Source organism: Neisseria sp. P0014.S009 (assembly GCF_051958155.1).
Taxonomy (GTDB): Bacteria; Pseudomonadota; Gammaproteobacteria; order Burkholderiales; family Neisseriaceae; genus Neisseria; species Neisseria flavescens_C.
In genome coordinates this window covers 1-235 of the sequence record NZ_JBQCVS010000270.1, presented here as the reverse complement: position 1 = coordinate 235, position 235 = coordinate 1, and the positions used below count along the sequence as shown (strand labels likewise).

The 235-nt window shown below is 42.1% G+C and carries 1 pseudogene; it reads right to left on the bottom strand.

The annotated features are described in order from the left end of the window. Positions 1 to 235 (bottom strand): annotated as a pseudogene (locus ACTHS4_RS12615) (type I secretion system permease/ATPase); the annotation flags it as partial.

Genomic DNA, 235 nt, shown 5'->3' with positions numbered 1-235 from the left:
AACCCACGGTATTAAGCTGCTGCAGAACTACGGTAAAGTTGGATACAAAATCGTTGATTTCTATAACTTTCATTGAGCTCGCTGCCGTCACCGCGTTCAACTTATCCCAACGCTGCTGTGCCCAATTAGTTGAATTGTTGACTTTAAGTGTTTCGATACCTTCTACGGCTTCAACAGCCCAACCTTGACGTTGTGAGCTTTCTTTCATACTTTCATTAATGCGTTTAGCTAAGAT